The following is an 18,712-nucleotide window of genomic DNA, read 5'->3' as shown; positions in this document are numbered from 1 at the left end:
TGTTTCGCGTACCAACAAGCAACCCCGTTGCCGCTGCAACCTCTCGTAACGGCGATCAAAACGCCAGCAAACCAACGGTATGAGCTTTGGTCAGAGCCTGCAGGCGCGAGTTTACGTTCAGCTTACTATAAATATTGTTCAGATGGGTCTTAATCGTACTCTCGGCCACTACCAGCGTACGAGCAATCTCCTGATTCGAATGTCCTTCGGCGATCAGTTTCAATACCTCAAGCTCACGCTCGCTTAGCTGCTCAAGGGATGCCTGGGCACGCTGGGCACGCTTCTGCCAGGAACACCAGTCACGCGGCTCTACATCACAACCAAAGTCCAGTAATAGCGTATGGATATAGCTCAGTACATGCGGTGGTATATCCCCGGAATAGCGCTTCTGCTGGCGCTGGTACAGATCTGAAAGCAAGGTCATCATTGTCTGATCAGCTTCCAGGAACAGGCGTCGATATCCTCCTGGCTCGGCCTGCAAGAGCATCTGCTCTAACGTCTGCCTGCTACGACGACTATCCTTCATAGCGTCATAGGCCTGAACCATCAAGACCTCGACTTGAAGTTCACTGCCCGTTCTTTCTTGAGCTTGTATGGTCGTCAAAAGCTTCTGGAGCAATGTAAGCGCCTCTTCTGGATGTGCTTGCGCCAGTAACAGGCGCGCCCTCATCATACCCCGGTATTCTTGCTCTAGTTGCCCTTTCACGGGCATATTGATAGGATAGTGTTCTTCAATCCATTGTTTAGCCAGATCATACTTACCCTGTAGCAACCAATAGTGGATGCGCACGAAAGAGATCTCAGCCAACGCACAATGCGGGTTATCCAACTGGGCAACGCGATTTTCTGCTTGCTCTAGTAGCCAGAGCGCTTTTTCAGGATTATTATGGGCCCAGGCTAAACGGGCCGCCAGTATGTTGGCCTCTATCAGGGCCAGAGCGTTTTCGCCCAGACGCTGACCAGGACACATAGCGCTGTCAAGATACTCTTCAGCTTGCGCGAGTTCATTCCATTCCAGATAGATTTGACCAAGCTGTAAATGAGCTTGCATGTTTAGCCAGACTAGGCCCTCACCACAAATACTGATGCATTGCTGATAAAGATCCAGTGCCTCGTGCAGTTTTCCCTGCAATACCTTGCTACGTCCCTGATAAAAAAGGGCACTCGCTACAGCTAATGTACGATGGCTCTGGATGCCGGAACGCTTTCCCATCATAAAATGTAATTGTGCCTGTTGTAGATCTCCGTCCTGGAGTTTAGCGATTCCATGCAGGACATGCGAGAAGCTTGCCTGTAATGGTTTGTGCTGACTGTATTCGAGGGCTTGCCGGGTATAATACAAGCTTTGCTCGCATTCTCCGAGACAGATGGCATGGTAAGCTTGTAAATCCAATACTCCGACCTGCAGATCTATATCTTGCTTTCCACGCCAGTTCCTCTGTACAATCGCCAGCATCTGCTCGTACTGTCGCCATTTCCCACTATGCAGATAGATAAAGGCAAATAAACAGGCTAGCACTGGTCGCTGCTCCAACGCGATCTGGTCTTGCAGTTTTAGTAGCCAATCCAGCAAAAAAGGGATGTGTCCACGCAGCCATAACGGCCAGGCATGTGCTTCCAGAAGATCGGCTGCCCGCTCAAAAGCCTTGCCCGCCAATGCATGTTCAATCGCTTCATACACCATGCTTTTCTGTTCATACCACTGACTTGCCCGCATGTGCAACTCGCTGATACGCTCTGGATACTTCTGGCCTGAGCGCTGGCGCAATAAGGCTGCCAGGAGCGGATGATAACGATGCCAGACACCTTCCTCCTCAATGGGATACATAAATATGTTCGCTTGTTCTAGCCACTCCAGCATCTGCTGTCCGTTGCTTTGCCCTGTGACAACATTACAGAGATCAGCCTGCAAGCGGGTGAGAATCGAGGTCAATAGCAAAAATTCCAGTACATCCTCAGGTACTGTTGTCAGAACCTCTTCCGTTAAATAATGGGCGATGTCACGATTGATGCCACACGACCGGCCATGATAGTCCATTGACATCTCGCCTGCTGGCTTATTTTGTACTGAAAGTGCCATGAGCCGTAATCCAGTAATCCAACCTTCAGTTTCCTGAATAAGGGTTGTTAGTTCAGCTGGCTTTAACTGCAGATGCATCGCATGCACGAGAAACTCGCGACTCTCTTCCACGGTAAAACACAGATCCGCTAAACCTATCTCCAGCAGTTGACCGCGTACGCGCCAGCGGTTCAGGGGTAATGGTGGCTCAACACGCGTACTGATAAATAAGTGCACATGCGCCGGAAGGTGCTCGATGAAGAAGGTTACTGATTGATGGATCGCGGGCAACTGCAGCGCTTGATAGTCATCCAGCGCCAGCAACAACTCTCGATCATAGGCCACCATGGCATTAATGAGCGCCGCCAGCACCTCTTCGATTGCGACTGAGGCATCCAGAAGCATGCTCGCCTGCTGCACGAGTTGACGATCTATCCCCGCTAAAGCTGCCAGACAATAACGCCAGAAGCGCTGCAGGTCATTATCTTCATTGCTCAAAGAGAGCCAGGCCACATTCGCAGGATATTCCTGCAGCCATGTATTCAGTAACGTTGTCTTGCCAGATCCAGCTGGTGCAGAGATCAAGGTTACGGGATGATGGATGCCACGTTCTAACTTACAGGAGAGGCGCAAACGAGGAATAATGAGCGGCGCATAATTAGGTGGTATGGCCAGCTTCGTTGCAAGCAGAAGTTGCTTATTAAGATCCAGGTCCATCTCCATCCTCCTTCTTCAACCCGCATCCCTGCTAGCAATACCCGCTTTGATCAAAACATTCAACTACTATTATACAATAAACTCACTGTGTTTATCTATGTAAATACATGAATACATATAGTAATTTATACAGCATTTCAGGTATCTTCATATCAATACTTTACTCTTTTTTATATCATTATAATAACAATACAGGAGGGAAATGCTTTAGTATGTGATTTTGAGGAGGCATCGTATCCATATTTTATTGAAAACATATGCAAAAATGCCAGCTCAAAAAATGAAAGCTTGTTACGCCCTGGGTCATACAAGTATCACATAAAGGATCCCACCTCACTGGATTGGATAATGGGGCAACTACTCTCTACTACCATACAGACGTACATGTGTGAATCCTACCTTTTTCTCCACCTGATGGTGGAACACACACTATCACGTCCTCACTATACTAATGCTGTAACATCATTGTACGCTAGCTGAGCATAGCGAGAGAGACTATTTGCACATGCAACCGTAAGAGAAAGGGGCAGACAGAATTATCAAGAACTTCACAGCCGAAGAGATCTTTCATCAGCGATAGCATGTCTTCCTGTCATGCTGCCTGGCTTAAGGCTGGCTAGATTTAATAGGCCATATATAGTGGGGAGTAACATTGAGTTATTCCAGGAATAATCTAGTTCAGATACGTTCTACTCACGATGATAGTTAGATGAAGGGATACACCTATGGAACAAACCGATGAACTGTTAACTGTTCGCGAGGTTGCACGCCGCTTACGCGTGGATGATACAACCGTACGCCGTTGGATTAAACACGGAACATTAGAGGCTGTTTCATTGCCTCATGTTGGCAAACGTCAGGCCTATCGTGTACGCCGTAGCACGATCGATACACTACTCAATCAACCAGCTCTATCCGTATAAAACAACATGCTACCCGGTCAGACAGGCGATACTTGAAGCATCGCCTGTCTGACCGGGTATCTTCGTATAAGACATACATGTAGGTTTGAGGCTTGTCCTCGATTGTTTGCTCTCGATTGATTCGGCCCTGACAGATTGGAGAAATTTTAATGCAGGGGCTGACCGGTCAGTTCCAGGAAGTATTGTTCCAGGCTGGTGTCGCGCCGACGAATCTCGGCAGCATAGATGCCACGCTCACCCAAAAACGTATTAACACTGGCCGCCCGTTCCATCGTCGTCTCAATCTCTAAGACTTTCTCCCCGGGTGGTGTCCAGCTGGCCCCTTGCTCTACATCCACGATCCGCGCATTCCTCATCCATAACATGTCTCCCTGCGGCTGTGTATGCAGAAGCAGTTCTGCACGCTCCAGCAAAGCAGGTTCGGGAAAACTGATCACGATACATTGCTTTTCGGACAAGAGATCCTGCACGGAACCCTGCACCAGGAGTTTCCCTCTTTTGATGATGGCGACACGTGAACACACCTGCTGGATCTCGTGCAGTTGATGGCTGGAGAGGAGAATTGAGATCCCTTGTTGCGCTAAGTGTGTAATCAGTCCTCGGACATCTACTACACCGGCTGGATCCAGTCCATTGGTGGGTTCATCTAGAATAATCAACTGTGGATAGTGCAGTAAGGTAGCCGCCAGCGCCAGCCGTTGCTTCATGCCGAGTGAGTATTTATGATAGACAATGTTTGCACTGGTGGCCAGATCAACCAGTTCCAGTACCTCTTCGATGCGTTCGTTTGTCGCCGCATTGGCGGCCATACATGCAAAGGTAGCCACTCCCCGCAGGTTCTCGCGTCCCGTCAAAAAAGGATAAAAGACAGGTTCCTCGACGATCGCTCCAACATGTCCCAGGGCCTGATAACGCTGTTTGCCAGCATTGATATCATAATTCAATATGCTCACCCGCCCGGCGGTTGGATGGATCAGGCCCAGGAGCATTCGAATCGTCGTGGTCTTACCTGATCCATTTGGACCTAACAGTCCATACACATCACCTCGATACATCTCGATACTGAGTTGATCTACCGCCGTAAATGTATCAAAGCGTTTGGTCAGGTCTTCGGTTCTCAGGACGATCTCAGCGTGCTCTGATGGCCGCTTATCGTGGCTGGGTATTTTCTTTGGCGGATCATCCATATGTGGATCCTTTTTTACTCAACAAACAAATATCATACCTCCCATCTGCTTGCTCACCCGCTTCTCTCCGCACATTCTCTGCTGTGTAGCACATGGGAGAATGTGAAGAAAGAGACAGTGAGAGCTGATGCTAACGGGACTTTAAAGAGGCTCGTAGCTTGGTACAGGCACGGTAATAGTATGTTTTGGCCGTGGTCATCGGCATCTCTAAGACCTGACCAATCTCAGAAAAACTACATTGATAGAGGTAACGTAACAATACAACTGAACGAAACTTGATCGGTAAGGCTTGAATCGCTTGCTGCAATGCGTGCTGTAAATCATGATATTCAGCAATCTCTTCAGGTAAAGGATGTGTATCTGGGATTGCTGCCAGTGGGGGCATTTCTTCTTCTTCTGATTGCCACTCCAGGGCGGAAAAAAGGGTCACACGTCTTCTGCGCCGCTTGCGCAATTCATCACGACAACAGTTCTGCGCCACGCGAAATAACCATGGCTTCAATTGCTCACCTGTTGGCAGCGTGGGCAAAGCAATATACAATTTTAAAAATACCTGCTGCAGCACATCGCATGCTTGATCATATTCACCCAGATGATGGTAAATAAAGCGATAGAGCATTGTGTGGTAGCGTTCAACGAGAGCTTCAAAGGCGATTTGATTTCCGGCTAAAACCTCATGTACCAGGACTCCATCAGAAGACTCTAACCATTTGGAAGGAACATATTCTCGCTTTTGCATGGGGAGATCCTTTCTATCACACATGGCTCTTTCCAATCTCACCAATCCCTATAACCGGAGGACCGGATGAGCATATAGCTAGATGAACCTGTTTCGATATGCTCATTTTTGTCTTCCCCAAAAGTTACTTTGCAATCCGTGTGTCTAGTCAGAAGTGTAGCGGATTGTTGAGGAAATTGTCATCCTCCAAAAGGACGATTCACCAACAAGCCTTCTCATCCACCCACCAGGGGAAACGACTAGCCCGCGATTTCAGAGCTTAGCACAGCTAACCTGAAGCGATACGCCCGGCTCGCCGCCAGCAAGCCATTTGCATAGCCCTATGCAGAGTTTAAAATCGGTCTTTTCTCACATGTACTCCCGCCCTCTAGTACTCTGTCAGACATCATATGATAGGGAAGCGGGGATGCAAAGGGCAGTAAGCCGGGGATGCAAGGGGCAGCAAGCCGAGGATGCAAGGAGCAGCAAGCCGGGGATGCAAGGAGCAGCAAGCCGAGGATGCAAGGAGCAGCAAGCCGGGGATGCAAGGAGCAGCAAGCCGGGGAGGCAAGGAGCAGCGAGCCGGGGATGCAAGGGGCAGCGAGCCCCTTGACTGGGGGATCGGGGGCTGTGCCCCCGGCATCTCCCCCCTCCCGCCCGCGCAGCGGGCGCACAACCCATCACACGAAATTTGACAATGTACTAGCCCGCAAAACCTTACTAATAAACCGATTTTTTATGTAGTTTTTCTATAAAATGTACGAAAAGAGACTCCATCTATGTGTTTATAGTCCAATAAAAAATTATTATGCATATTCATTTTCTTTGCCCTATGTTCCACAAGTTAATCCATAATAGCCTTACCATAACTGATCAAACAAATAACAAACAAGCGCATTAAAGATGTTTGATATCACATTTAAAGGGTAGCATACTACTCACCTTTTTTTTAGTTATGCCTCTTAACATAATGTTCAAAGCAAAAATATAATGTCAATTTAATAAATTAGTCAAAATCTCTTTTTATAAAGCTTTACAAGTCTTCATCAATATTATACAATCTTTATATACAAAGTACTTGTGTCAGATACCCTACGCGTAAACGCGGGGGCTTATGCTTGGGGGAGGCATCTGCCCGTCCAGCACCAGCCCGGACCTGACCAGACCCAGCCAGGGGTGCATGCACCCATCGGGCTACGATAGCGGCAGTGTCAAAGAACCTACCAACGCGTGCTTGCCAGCGTGTTGCTCTAGAACTTCTGAGTTAACCAGCCAGACGGGGTTCGAGGCCGTGCTCAGAGGATGTGCAGACCGCTATCACCGTCGAGGCACACCTTACCTGGGAAACCAGTGGGGTTTGACCGTTCCCACCAAAAACGGTCTCCCACAAGGGACGACACACGAGCAACAGCAAGAAGGAGGCGCACTTCCTCCCCATGCCTTCAGGTATGGGTATCCGTGCGATTGAAACAGATGAAAATCCATTTCAGGTAGGAGGAGACTATCTATGAGCAATCTGTTAACTGTATCCGAGGTTGCACGCATTTTACGCGTAGACGATGCCACTGTACGTCGCTGGGTCAAACAAGGAGTTCTGGAGGCTGTCGTTTTACCACATGTCCATTCACGCCAGGTCTATCGTATTAAACGCGAAACATTAGATCGCGTCCTTGGTGATGGCAGCAATATCGAGTAATGTACCTATACCAATGTAGTGCTGTCAGCTCAGGCAAATACTATGGAGCGCCAGCTGCTATGGCGCTATAATCTTGACTGGATACCTGGTCCTTAGCTGAACTCACAGTCACTATAATGGTTCAGCGCATACTGTGACCTCTGTCTTCGCTGTGGGGGACATGCGAAGAAACAACACAGCCAGTCACGTACTCGCTCAGCATCCTGTATACATATCCTCAATACGCAGATAAAAGTATCGTAAGACTATCTTTTATACACATACTTTCAGAGTTTGCTTCATCCATTGGCTATAACTTGATTTGTAAAACCACGGCAGGTATAATTACTGGAGCGTTATCCGTTGCAATTGTGTGGGTGGGAGATTTTTGCTTTGAGCAATAATTATACAAATGAATCCGAAAGTGGAGCATCCAATCATAGTAGTTCTGCTGTAAGTCGTCGTGAAGCACGTGCCAATAGTAGCACCGGGGCTTTACCATCATTGGGAACACTGGGAATTGAGCGTAGTCCCCAACCAGGTACATCTGATTTTGAGCAAATGGTCCAATCGCTGAAAGAGCTTTTTGAACACGATCGCCAGATTGCCAGTCAGTCAGATGCCACGCGCTGTGGAATTTGCTATCTTCACTTTCATGTAAACGAACTTCACTATCGTGAAGAGGGGTTTTATGTCTGCTCTAATTGTGGGCAACATTTAGGACAGCAACATGTATCAATGCTACGTAAACAACAAAAATTGTAGGTTTTGTTGATATAAAAAAAGAGCGTAGGCATTCGCTTCTAATAGTGAATGCCTACGCTCTTTGTATGCTTGTTTATTCGATCAGTGCTGGCTCCCCTTCTTCGAGGTCACCTTCGCGCACTTCGTGTAAATCTTCAGGACTATCCAGGCGATCCACAAACAGGATACCATCCAGATGGTCGATCTCGTGCTGGAGAATACGGGCAAACCAGCCTTCGGCATTGACCCGAATAGCTTTCCCTTTCACATCCTGCCCCTTGACCACAATCCTGGTTGCACGGCGAATGTTCTCACCAATATAGCCGGGAATACTCAAGCAGCCTTCTTGTCCAGGCTCTTCGCCTTCCGCTTTGACAATCTCGGGATTAAAGACGGCTACTTTTCGATCTTCGTATTCCGCTACAAAGACACGAATTGATTGTGCAATTTGTGGGCCTGCCAACCCTACTCCATTAGCTTCGCGCATCGTCTCGAACATGTCTTCCACAAGTCGTTGCAACGATGGATCAAAACGATGTACCTTCTTTGCCTTCTGACGTAGAATTGGATTTTCAGTGGTAATAATTTTCCGAATGGCCATAATTTTCTCAGTGCCCCTACACATCACACTAGCTGACTGTCAATACATAAGTGTTATAATTGCCCTTAATCGTATCATATAAAAGGGGTAATGCGCAAACATGTTGGAGGCTATCGCGTCTGTCATCGAACGGTATTCTTTGTTGCCTGCCCGGGGTGTTGTGGTTGTCGCTGTCTCGGGTGGCGCCGACTCTCTTTGTCTGCTCCATGTGCTCTACCAGCTTTGCGGGCCAGGAAAGCGCTATCCACAGGTTCAGCTGCATGTGGCTCATCTCAATCATCAATTACGGGGCCAGGATAGTGAGCAGGATGCTGAGGCGGTAGCCGCGCTGGCACAGGACTGGCAGCTTCCATATGCGATTCGTAGCGTGGATGTGGCTCTCATGGCGGCACAGGAGCATCGCTCGCTGGAGGAGGCTGCCCGGGTGGCTCGCTATCGCTTTTTACGCGAGGTGGCACAGGGACAACCCATCGCGGTCGCACATCATAAGGATGATCAGGCTGAAACGTTATTGCTACACTGGCTACGCGGCGGCGGCATCGCCAGTCAGGTCGGACTACAACCACAGCAGCAGGACATTATTCGTCCGCTCCTGAACGTGAGCCGCGCTGATATCCAGAACTATTGTAGCCAGCATCAGCTTATCCCACATGAGGATGCCAGTAATAGCGATTTACGCTTCCTGCGCAACCGCATTCGCCATGAACTCTTGCCATTACTGGAAGCGATGAATCCTGGTTTTCGCGCTACATTACTGCGCAATGCCGAAGTAATGCAGGTCGATTTTGCCTGGATTCAGGCTCAGGTCCTGGAAAACTGGCCTCAGGTGGTGGTGCAGGAACAAACTGATTCCATTCAGCTGTCGATTCCAACGCTGCGCTCGCTGCCACTCAGCGTGCAACGCCATCTCCTTCGTCACGCCACAGCACAACTCTGCCATGGCCAATCCCCGCTGGAGTTACGCCACTATCTGTTACTGGAACAACTCTTGCAGCGACCAACCAGCACAGAGATTGTGACCCTGCATCTCCCACAACATCTCCACGCCCTACGCCAGAGTGATATACTAATCTTCAACTATTGCTTGGAACAAGCAAACGAAAATGAAGAGTCACCACCAGATACAGAGCTTATGCTCGTGCTACCAGGAACAATGGAGCTCACAGGCACTCCATGGACAGTCACAGCTGAATGGGTTGCTGAGGCGCTGACAGCACAGGTACAGATCGCTTTACAACGCCAGGACTGGACGACCGTCTGGGAGCTCTTACCAGCTACTGCATACACGGTGTATGTAGATGCTGATACCCTGGATACAGCCAGCTTTCCGCTCGCGCTACGCATCAGGACCCGCCGGAATGGCGATCGGATGCAGCCATTGGGGATGGCAAGGGAAAAGAAGATCAAGGATATCTTGATTGATAAACATATTCCGCGCACCGTACGCGCTCGCTTACCGCTCTTCTTTTCTGGTTCGCGTTGTATCTGGTTGGGTGGCGTGCAAATAGATCAGCGTGTCCGTCTCACGGAACATACACACAGGATCTTGCGCTTGTCGATTATTCATCGTCAGTAATATCATTAACTTTGAGGAGTATATGCACCAGGACATCGAAGAAATTCTTATTTCAGAGGAACAATTACAGGCAAAAATCAAACATCTGGGTGAGCAGATTAGCCAGGATTATGATGGCAAGAATCTGCTGTTACTTGGCACACTCAAGGGCGCTGTTCCCTTTATTGCTGATCTGGCTCGCGCCATTAATCTGCCTTTAGAGCTTGATTATATGGCCGTGGCCAGCTATGGCAATAGCACCCAGTCCAGCGGTATCGTGCGTATCATCAAGGATCTGGAAGGTCCGATTGATCAGAAACATGTTCTGATTATCGAAGATATCATTGATAGTGGACGAACCTTACACTACCTGACTGATCTACTCAATCGCCGTAATCCATTAAGCTTAAAAATCTGTTCGCTCCTGAATAAAGAGCACACACGCGTCCAGAATGTTCCCGTCGATTACTATGGCTTTACCATTCCGGATAAGTTTGTCGTGGGCTATGGTCTTGACTATGCCCAGCTCTACCGCAATCTTCCCTATATCGGCATCCTGAAGCCTTCTGTCTATTCAGAAGATAGTAACAAGCCCCAGAACCAGCATCAGAGCATGGCCGAAAACCAATTATGAGTCATCCCGAATTTTTGAGGAACATTTCTAGCCGGAAAGAAAGAGAGAAAACCGGAAAAGTAAGAACTAGGCAAAGAGGGGTCTCCTGAGTTAAACTGTTAAAAATTCAACTGACAGCAAAAAACCAGGAGGCCCCCAACTCATGCCATTTCAGTATGACATACTTCAACCCGAGGAACAAGATGCGCAGAGAGCATCACAGGAATTAGCTCAATTGCTTGAAGAATTTCTTATGCCACTTTTGATTGTGCTTGATAGGCTGATAGATAAGAGGTTAGTGCGAACGTTAGTACAGGTATGCGTTGCAATTATTCGTTTCAGAAATAACAAGCAGGGACTACTTTTGAGTGAATTAGGTTCCTACCTCGATGGATATGCGCAGCAATCAAAAACAGCGACTGCTGGAACGAAGAGAGTGGGAAACCTGCTTCGCTCCATAAAATGGAATTTTTTGCAGATAGATCACTATTTACTAGAAGAAGCTGATAAAGAGGTGACACGTATGAGAGAACAAGGGAAAAGGATTATTTGCCCTTGGGATGAGAGTGTCATAGAAAAAGCAGAAAGCGAGAAATTAGAAGGAATCTGTCCAGTAACTTCTAGTAAAGCGAAAAGATTGCAGCGCTCAAAAAAAGGCCTGGTCTTTAATTTTCCACCAAAGAAAGCGATTACAGTGGCAGGAATGCAGTGGACAGCAGCATTGATCATAGGAATGGAAGGAAGGGTAAAAGTAGCAGTGATGAGCTGGTGGACTACCAGAGGTGATGATGCGACAAAGTTAAGAGAACAACAAGAAAAGTTATTGAGAAAAGTTGTTCGGAAATGGGGGGATCAGCTCCTTCACATATTTGATCGTGGAGCAGCATCAGGCCCTTGGATACAAGTGTTACAGAAATTACGTGTGCGTTTTGTGATTCGCTGGAAAAAAGGGCATTTCTTTTTCAATGAGAAAGGGGAAAAGAAGAAATTATGGCAGATTGGATTACATAAAAAGTATTTATCTCATAAAGAAATACGTGATAGCCATACTGGTGAAAAGATGCCTTGTGATGTTTGGTGGGCGCCGATATGGCATGAGCAATACGAGTATCAACTTTATCTCGTGAAAGTTCGCGTGAATAAGAAAGTCTGGTATCTGGTAACTAATGAGCGTATTCGAACTGCAGAGCAGGCTTGGGAGATTGTTTTTGCTTATCGGAGACGTTGGCAAATAGAACTCGTATTCCGCTATGGAAAGAGTGAGCTGGCGATGGAGAGTCCGCGTTTGTACGCGATGGAAAACCGACTCAAGCTGTTAGGTATCGTGACACTTGTTTATGCTTTTCTCCTCCATTTACTCACTCCTATCCACGGGGATCTTGTTGAAATGATCTTGCATTTGAAGTGCAAAAGAACCGGAAAGCGATGCAAAAAAGCTATTGCACCGCTTTACCGCTTACGTTGGGCGATCAGCCGTCTGTGGGACGACTATCGTCCAAGCCTTGGCTACCTTTTGGCTCCCAATATCCAGACATTACAGTCTTTGTCAGATAAAAGGTGTTAGAAAAGCATCCCGAAAATTCGGGATGACTCATATCTTAGCCTTTAACACCACCAATGGTCAGGCCAGATTTGAAGAAACGTTGTGCGAAGAGGAAAACGACAACCAGCGGAACCGAGGTGATCACTGCAGTAGCAGCAAAGTAGCCCCAGGGGGTACGGAAATCTCCCTGCAAGCGAACCAGTCCCAGAATAAAGGTCAGGTTTGAACCATTGTCATTCGCGTTCAAGATATAATTGGCGATCGCGAATTCGCTCCAACTACCAACAAAGATCAGCAGGGCAGAAGCAGCCAGCGCAGGCGCGGCCAACGGCAAGACAACCCGCCAGAAGGTCTGCCACTGGGTGGCTCCATCGATCATCGCTGCCTGGTCCAGTTCAACTGGCAATGTATCAAAATAGCCTTTGATGTTCCAGCAACTAAACACAACCGAACCCGCCATGTAGATCAACGACAATCCAAGCAGGGGAGCGCTATCTAACAGATTGAGGTACTGCAACAGATAGTAGTAAGCACTGATTGCCAGCAGAGCAGGAAAAGCCTGGAGTACCAGCAATAAGTTCAGTGAGAGCTTGCGGCCACGGAAGCGGAAACGCGAGAGGGCATAGGCACCGGTCATAGAACAGAAGAGACCCAGCAGGGTCGAAAAACCGCAGACAAACAGGGTATTGCCCAGCCACGCCAGCAAAGGTTCCTGCGTAAAAGCATAGACGTAATTGTCCAGGCTCGGGTTGGCCGGTAGCAGGTGCAGGTCAGTCGAATAGAGATTCTGGTTACCACCTAACGATGCCTGGATCACAAAGTAAATCGGGAACAGGGCAAAAATGGTCATAACGGTCAGGAAAAGGTAAATTAAAGCCGACTGAAAACCAGCCACAGCTTTACGGCGCCGAATTCGACCTTCAATTCTGGCACGATATTTCGCATATTCGTGTGCATCGGTCGATGCCTGATTGGAAACAGGTTGTTTGAACTGTGTTTGTGTCATGTTTTTGCTCATGCCAGCGACTCCTTGGAGTCTCCAAGGCTACGGGTCAGGAAGGTCACCGAGCCCAGGATAATAAAGATCAAGACCGCAAAGGTGGCGATCTGAGCATAGTGAATATTGGCGGCGTTATCTCCCAGGATCTTATTGTAAATATAGATCATAACAAACGAGGTGGCCCCAGGTTTGTCAGCACTGGTAACAGGTCCACCGGCAGTGATCAGGTACACAACACCAAACATCTGGAAGGTGGTAATTGAACTCAAGATCGTGGCCGGGGTAATGGCAGGAAGCAACAGTGGCAGGGTCACTGAGCGGAAACGCTGCCAGGCATTGGCACCGTCTACGTTGGCAGCTTCACCTAATTCAGACGGTACGCTTTGTAATGCGCCCAGAATAACGACAGTGAAGAAAGGATAGGATAACCAGACATTGACGATTACCACGGCGACAAATGCCCAGAAGGGATCAGTCATCCAGGGAATGCCAGACTGTGGACCCAGGAAGATGCGACCGATCTGGTTGATTGGTCCAAAATCATAGTTAAAGAGAAATTTCCAGATCAGTGAGGTAATGGCATAAGGGGTAGCCCAGGGCACGAGCAGGGCTGCACGCCAGAAGGGCAATCCTTTGATTTTCTGATTATTTAATGCCAGCGCTGTAGCCAGGCCCACAAGCAAGAACAACGCAATACAGACCACCACATATAACAATGTGTTTCCGATCACATAGAGCAGATCAGTATTGGCAACGCTAAACCAATAGCTATAGTTTGTCAGACCAACAAAGTTGTATTCGCCATTAAATAATGTATTGTTGGTGAATGACAGGTAAAGGGTATATCCAATAGGCGTGAGATTGATGACTGCAATGGTGATCAACATCGGCAGTAAATAGAGCAAAATCTGTGAACGTTTAACTCTTAACATCGCTACTCGCCCCTTCTTAGAACGTCAGGTACACTTGGCATAAGAGCAGGGCCTTTCTGTATCTATCTTTGTTCAGATACATCGTACGCAATCGAAGTGGGAAAATACTGTTGTTATTGAAATACCGGGTGCTTGATCCTTTTTAGCGGTTCAGGCACCCAGTTTTTCAATCAATCGGTGTAAGGATTACGAGTTGATACTCTTGACGCCTTGCTCAGCAGCTTTCTGTGCAGCATTCATTGCATTTTCAACTGACTGGCTACCTGACCAGCTGGCGGTCAGAGCGTCTTTTACAGGCTTCCACACTGCGGACATGAATGGGGTGTTTGGCAGTGGGTTGCCGGCTTTGGCCTGCTCAGAGTAGGAAGCAATCGCAACGTTGCCTGTGACGGCTTTATCAGCAGCAGCAGCAGCGTTGGCTGGGATTTCACCAGTGGCTTTGATCATGCTGATCTGATTATCTTTGCTCGTGTAGAACTTCATGATATCAGCAACGGTTGCAGGATCTTTCGCAATCTTGGTCATCCACAGGGATTTAACACCAACGAATGGTGCAGCTGGTGTGTTGTTGTTAGCGGTCACTTTTGGCAATGGAGCAAAACCAATGTCCATCTTCGCTTTGGTAGCGTAGTCAGAATATGACCATGGTCCGTTGATGATCGCGGCAGCCTTATTCTCGGTGAAGAGTGAGGAAGCAATATCATAGGTGATCTGCTTTGGCAGATAAGGGCGGAACGAATTGATGTATTTGGCGGCAGCAACTGATTTCTCTGAATTCAGACCAACTTTGCCGTCTTCGGTAACATAGGTACCACCGAAGCCATAGAACCATGGAGCATTGAAGTAGGCATCAGTTGTATCCCAGACCAGGCCGTATTTGCCTGGATTTTTTGCCTGGAAGTTTTTGCTGAAGGCCAGGAGCTCGTCAGTGGTGGTTGGCAGCTCTGAAGTTTTCACCAATTTTTTGTTGTACATGATGGTGATGGCTTCAGTTGTCTCGGGCACACCGTAGATTTTGCCATTGTAGGTCACAGCCTTGGCAGCAGCTGGTGTGAAGGTTGAACTGATGTAGTCAGAGCTCAGATATTTGTCCATTGGTACAACCATGCGGCTGGCGGCCAGCTGTCCCAGGGAGTCGTCAGCCCAGGCAATGATATCTGGACCCTTACCACCTTTTAATGCGGTGATTGATTTGTCGACCAGCTGATCTTGCTGTACCAGTTTGATGGTGATGTTTGGATGCTGCTTGTGGTAAGCATCGAAGATGGCTTTCTTGGCATTCAAATAATCGCCCTGCCAGTTGTGCCAGATGGTGATGGTTTCTGGCTGATTCGATGGGCCAGAGCTTGTTGTTGTGTCGTTACTTCCACCGCACGCTGACATCAAGAGAGCGCAGAGAACAGCGAGTGAAAGGAAACTTGTGATCACGCGTTTAGATAACATGACCTAAATCCTCCAAAATATCAATCTAAAAATGTGTTGTGCATACCGCTTTTGCAAGCGCTATACCTTATGTCCTGATAACCTTACACCTGAACAAGGTGCAGGAAACCAGTACAAGCTGCATAAGGCAGTTTGCCATCATAACAATCGGGGTTAGCTCATAGCAGGTTGCGGGCAGCACATAAATACAAGTATCGATATACCTATTAAGTAAGAAAAGCATGGAGAATATGTTTGATGTGCTCTGTATGATTTTACGAGCAGCATTGCGAGGAAAATAGATAGTTTGATAGCTAAGGTAGCACTTTCCGGCACGGAAAATTGACACCTTCATCAACGTCTCTGTAATCACCGCAACGTTGCTGCAATAGCACCAGAAGAACAGGAATCATTACTCCTTATTGACCAGCATCAGCCTGCATCAATTCTTTTTCTATACTCTGGCTTACCGACGTTAAATATTCAAAAAGCATCTGAAGCTGAGAAGCATCTAAGACCTTCATTAAATCGAAGATGCGTAGGGCATGATTTTCATCAACCTTCTCGCGCAGACGGCTTCCCTCCGCTGTTAGTGTAATCAACGTCACACGACGGTCATGTGTGGATGGAACGCGTTTGACCAGCTCCATATTTTCGAGGCGGTCAACGATTCCGGTCACATTGCTCTTGTCGGTAATCAATAACCGACTCAAATCTACCATCGAGCGACCATTCTCTTCATCTAAATGTTGCAGCGCCCAGAATTGCCGGGTACTTAACCCATACTCGGCAAAAAAGCGGCTATCGCTATCATCCAATAAGAAGAATGTTTTGAATAGCAACTGATAGATGTCAAGTTCGATGCCAGCATCTTTGCTAACTAGACCCATGAATATCACCTCTCCCTTCATTCAGGGATGCTCCGGTAATCTTCTATTGAAAAGTATACTGTTAAACAGTTGGGTTGTCAACTATTTTACAGTATACTTTTCTCCTATCTTTTATGATAGATATATCTCAGCGCTCAACGGCGATACCGTCAATTCCAGACATCCATCCTTTGTAATAAGATCAGATGCTCTGGATGATGAAAACACCGAACGCAGGCGCGTCGCCTGATAATTACCGGTCCCACTAATCTGCTGCAATACATCATATAACTTAATACGAACCTGTACGGGTTGTTCGTTATTGTTTAAGATCACAAGCATATATGTATCGTCAGTATAACGTATGTATGCACCAACCTGCTCAGTATCACCTGTGCTTTCAATAGCCAGATTGAGCCTTTTTCCTGTGCGCAGTACACTATGTTGATGACGTAAAGCAATCAGCTCTTGATAGTAGGCCAGGAGTTCAGAATTCTGCTGCTCACCCCAGAGCATCGGACCACGGCAGTAAGCATTCTCTTTGCCCGCATCTTCTGTCTGAGAGAGTCCCACTTCGGTGCCATAATAGACGATGGGGGTTCCTTCGAGGGTCATCTGGAATGCGGTCGCCAGTTTCAGGCGCTCCAGATTGCCTTCAGCAAACCAGAGGAAGCGATGCATATCATGATTATCCAGTACCGCTGCGAAACACAAACTCTCAGGAATAGTGCTGACATGCTGATCCAGAAATTGCAGCAGTTCTTGCAGAGTGGTATTACGCCGCGCAAAGGTCTGACGCATGCGGGATGACAGGGGAAAATCCATAAACCCGTCCATGCGACCGGCGTAATCGACAATCTCGGGCATCGGAGAGGTAATTTCACCAATCGTTAACGCGTCTGGGCGAGCGGTTTTCACAGCTTCCTGAAAGGAGGTCCAAAACGCATGCGAAGGACCCGGCACATAGTCCAGGCGCAATCCATCCACTCCATAATGCTCTAACCAGTAGCGCGCGGCTCCATAAAGATATTCGCGTACTTCTGGCTCTTCGGTACTCAATTCAGGCATTGAGCGCACCTGAGCATAGCTACGATAGTTAGTATCTGTGATGTCATACCAGTTAGCATAGGGACTGGCAGGATTATTCCGTGCCTCTACAAAGGCGAAGTGTTCGTCTGAGGTATGGTTGGCAATGAAATCTAACAGGACCCGCATGCCACGTTGATGGGCGGCTTCGATTAACTGGATCAAGGCTTCGTCTGAACCATAACGACGGGCGACATGATGATAGTCAGAAGGATTATAGCCGTGGTGGCTGGGGCTCTCAAAAATGGGTGATAACCAGAGACAGTTAATGCCAAGGGACTGAATGTAATCGAGTTTCTCAATAATACCGTTTAGAGTGCCGCCAAAAAATTCTGTAATACCACGCGTCTCTTCGCTATGTAATGGCGGCTCACCCTGAGCTGCATTAAAACGATCCACAAAAATTTGATAGACAACCGCATCCTGCCACCATGATGGGGCTTCCCAGTGGTCCACATGATAAGCAAAACAGCGACCCTTTTTCTGTGCAATGGTCACAGGATCAACACTGTCCGCATACCAATGCTGTTCTGGATCCTGGACGCTCCAGCCGTCCGCACGATAACGAACCATCGTGCCGTCTTCCTGGGCAGGAATAGTCACTTGCCAGGTCTGTATTTCAGTGGTTGCATCGATCCCAGCCAGCCCTTGCGCCAATTTTTCAGCAAACAGCACCGCGCCTTGCGTTGCCACACCACTCTCGCCCTGCGGCTCTGTGCCATCAGTGGTGTAGTAGATGGCAACACGCTCAATAGGTTTATGGCCATTCACGAATAAAGACAGTGTTACGGCCTGGCCTGGCAGGGGATCACGAGGCGTAATCTGGCTCCCATGGGCCAATCCATCCTCGATCGCAGCCTTCATACGCCGTGTTTGCACCGACGCATAGGGGGAGAAAAAAAAGTCTACGAGTTGCGTCATTCCAATACATATCCTCTTCTTTGGATAAACTATGCCATACCAATCAAGGTACACCATCCAGGATAGTTTTTAAATAGATAGTTGACCAGTCAACCATACCTAAGTCTAATGATTTTTGGCAGTTTGTCAAGCAGATTATCAACTATG

The 18,712-nt window shown here is 47.8% G+C and carries 15 protein-coding genes; 6 read left to right on the top strand and 9 right to left on the bottom strand.

What is annotated here, in order from left to right:
- Positions 1 to 55: 55 nt before the first annotated feature.
- Complete coding sequence (locus KDW_RS11500; protein ID WP_162005150.1) at positions 56 to 2,776, bottom strand: winged helix-turn-helix domain-containing protein; 2,721 nt, start codon at positions 2,774 to 2,776, stop codon at positions 56 to 58.
- Positions 2,777 to 3,501: 725 nt separating this feature from the next.
- On the opposite strand from KDW_RS11500, the gene KDW_RS11495 reads away from it, so the two are divergent.
- Complete coding sequence (locus tag KDW_RS11495) at positions 3,502 to 3,699, top strand: helix-turn-helix domain-containing protein (protein WP_151756081.1); 198 nt, start codon at positions 3,502 to 3,504, stop codon at positions 3,697 to 3,699.
- 146 nt (positions 3,700 to 3,845) lie between these two features.
- Here the strand turns inward: KDW_RS11495 and KDW_RS11490 are convergent, their stop codons facing one another.
- Both KDW_RS11490 and KDW_RS11485 read right to left on the bottom strand, forming a co-directional pair.
- On the bottom strand, positions 3,846 to 4,886 hold the full coding sequence (locus KDW_RS11490) for an ABC transporter ATP-binding protein (protein WP_151756080.1): 1,041 nt from the start codon (positions 4,884 to 4,886) through the stop codon (positions 3,846 to 3,848).
- Positions 4,887 to 5,016: 130 nt separating this feature from the next.
- A complete protein-coding gene (locus tag KDW_RS11485; protein WP_151756079.1) occupies positions 5,017 to 5,625 on the bottom strand; it encodes an RNA polymerase sigma factor in 609 nt (202 codons plus the stop codon).
- A gap of 1,486 nt (positions 5,626 to 7,111) precedes the next feature.
- Between KDW_RS11485 and KDW_RS11480 the strand changes: the two genes are divergently transcribed.
- Both KDW_RS11480 and KDW_RS11475 read left to right on the top strand, forming a co-directional pair.
- Positions 7,112 to 7,300, top strand: a complete 189-nt coding sequence (locus KDW_RS11480) for a helix-turn-helix domain-containing protein (RefSeq protein ID WP_151756078.1) — start codon at positions 7,112 to 7,114, stop codon at positions 7,298 to 7,300.
- Positions 7,301 to 7,672: 372 nt separating this feature from the next.
- Positions 7,673 to 8,044: a hypothetical protein gene (locus tag KDW_RS11475; protein WP_151756077.1), complete on the top strand. Its 372-nt coding sequence runs from the start codon at positions 7,673 to 7,675 to the stop codon at positions 8,042 to 8,044.
- A 73-nt stretch (positions 8,045 to 8,117) separates the two neighbouring features.
- On the opposite strand, the gene def is transcribed toward KDW_RS11475, so the two are convergent.
- Positions 8,118 to 8,624, bottom strand: a complete 507-nt coding sequence (def, locus tag KDW_RS11470) for a peptide deformylase (RefSeq protein ID WP_151756076.1) — start codon at positions 8,622 to 8,624, stop codon at positions 8,118 to 8,120.
- 100 nt (positions 8,625 to 8,724) lie between these two features.
- Between def and tilS the strand changes: the two genes are divergently transcribed.
- The 3 genes from tilS to KDW_RS11455 all read left to right on the top strand — a co-directional run bounded on the left by tilS (position 8,725) and on the right by KDW_RS11455 (position 12,356).
- On the top strand, positions 8,725 to 10,200 hold the full coding sequence (tilS, locus tag KDW_RS11465) for a tRNA lysidine(34) synthetase TilS (RefSeq protein WP_151756075.1): 1,476 nt from the start codon (positions 8,725 to 8,727) through the stop codon (positions 10,198 to 10,200).
- A 22-nt stretch (positions 10,201 to 10,222) separates the two neighbouring features.
- Positions 10,223 to 10,813: a hypoxanthine phosphoribosyltransferase gene (gene hpt, locus KDW_RS11460; RefSeq protein ID WP_151756074.1), complete on the top strand. Its 591-nt coding sequence runs from the start codon at positions 10,223 to 10,225 to the stop codon at positions 10,811 to 10,813.
- Positions 10,814 to 10,955: 142 nt separating this feature from the next.
- Complete coding sequence (locus tag KDW_RS11455; RefSeq protein WP_151754717.1) at positions 10,956 to 12,356, top strand: transposase; 1,401 nt, start codon at positions 10,956 to 10,958, stop codon at positions 12,354 to 12,356.
- 34 nt (positions 12,357 to 12,390) lie between these two features.
- Here the strand turns inward: KDW_RS11455 and KDW_RS11450 are convergent, their stop codons facing one another.
- The 5 genes from KDW_RS11450 to KDW_RS11430 all read right to left on the bottom strand — a co-directional run bounded on the left by KDW_RS11450 (position 12,391) and on the right by KDW_RS11430 (position 18,565).
- Positions 12,391 to 13,353 carry a sugar ABC transporter permease gene (locus tag KDW_RS11450; RefSeq protein WP_151756073.1) on the bottom strand — a complete coding sequence of 321 codons (963 nt, stop codon included), beginning with the start codon at positions 13,351 to 13,353 and terminating at the stop codon, positions 12,391 to 12,393.
- Positions 13,350 to 14,267 carry a carbohydrate ABC transporter permease gene (locus KDW_RS11445; RefSeq protein ID WP_151756072.1) on the bottom strand — a complete coding sequence of 306 codons (918 nt, stop codon included), beginning with the start codon at positions 14,265 to 14,267 and terminating at the stop codon, positions 13,350 to 13,352. The genes KDW_RS11450 and KDW_RS11445 overlap by 4 nt, the downstream gene beginning before the upstream one ends.
- Before the next feature lie 186 nt (positions 14,268 to 14,453).
- The gene (locus KDW_RS11440; RefSeq protein ID WP_151756071.1) at positions 14,454 to 15,710 is read right to left on the bottom strand and encodes a sugar ABC transporter substrate-binding protein; all 1,257 of its coding nucleotides are present in this window, start codon (positions 15,708 to 15,710) and stop codon (positions 14,454 to 14,456) included.
- A gap of 398 nt (positions 15,711 to 16,108) precedes the next feature.
- Positions 16,109 to 16,579 (bottom strand): MarR family winged helix-turn-helix transcriptional regulator, encoded by a 471-nt coding sequence (locus KDW_RS11435; RefSeq protein ID WP_151756070.1) that lies wholly within the window; start codon positions 16,577 to 16,579, stop codon positions 16,109 to 16,111.
- Positions 16,580 to 16,690: 111 nt separating this feature from the next.
- Positions 16,691 to 18,565 carry an alpha-amylase family glycosyl hydrolase gene (locus KDW_RS11430; RefSeq protein ID WP_162005149.1) on the bottom strand — a complete coding sequence of 625 codons (1,875 nt, stop codon included), beginning with the start codon at positions 18,563 to 18,565 and terminating at the stop codon, positions 16,691 to 16,693.
- Positions 18,566 to 18,712 lie beyond the last annotated feature (147 nt).

Source organism: Dictyobacter vulcani (assembly GCF_008974265.1).
Lineage (GTDB): Bacteria > Chloroflexota > Ktedonobacteria > Ktedonobacterales > Ktedonobacteraceae > Dictyobacter > Dictyobacter vulcani.
Note: the sequence above shows the minus strand (reverse complement) of the source record. Positions and strands in the feature narration are given on the sequence as shown.